Below are 707 nucleotides of genomic sequence, written 5' to 3'. Positions count from 1 at the left end.
CCACGTCGACGACTGCTCCGGGTGGTGGCGGTGACGGCAGTGGGCCGTGGCCGACCGACTCGGGCAGCGTGCACCAGACGACGACGCGGAACGTGGGGACGTTCTTCGACGGTGGGATGAAGCGGTTCTACGGGATCGGGGACGGTGGTCAGGGCGAGGGTCAGGACCCGATGTTCGTGGTGGCCCACGGCGGCACGATCCAGAACCTGTTCATCGACGCGCCGGCGGGTGACGGGATCCACTGCGAGGGTTCGTGCACGATCCGCAACGTGTGGTGGAACGACGTGGGCGAGGACGCGGCGACGTTCAAGAGCCCGAGCGCGTCGGCGACGTACCTGGTGGACGGTGGCGGTGCGAAGTCCGGGTCGGACAAGGTGTTCCAGCACAACGGCGCCGGCACGGTGACGATCCGGAACTTCCAGGTGCACAGCTCGGGCAAGTTGTACCGGGCGTGTGGCAACTGCTCGACGTCGTACCAGCGGCACGTGGTGATGGACGGTGTCACGGCGCGCACGACGAAGGTGTTGGCGGGGATCAACACGAACTGGGGCGACACCGCCCGGTTCTCGCGGATCACGGTCTACGGCAGCACGGTGATCTGCGAGAAGTACCAGGGTGTGCCGAAGGGCAGCGAGCCGAAGAAGATCGGTGAGGGCGCGGACGGGAAGAACTGCTTCTACTCCGAGTCCGACATCACCAGGCGGTAG

Annotated in this window: 1 protein-coding gene; it reads left to right on the top strand. The window is 66.6% G+C overall.

The genetic code is table 11. From position 1 onward, the window contains the following. Positions 1–707 (top strand): pectate lyase (locus tag ACFQ3T_RS36905; protein WP_380730849.1); only part of this gene is annotated, 707 nt, incomplete at its 5' end.

The sequence above is a fragment of the Saccharothrix hoggarensis genome, assembly GCF_042678885.1.
Lineage (GTDB): Bacteria > Actinomycetota > Actinomycetes > Mycobacteriales > Pseudonocardiaceae > Actinosynnema > Actinosynnema hoggarensis.
Note: the sequence above shows the minus strand (reverse complement) of the source record. Positions and strands in the feature narration are given on the sequence as shown.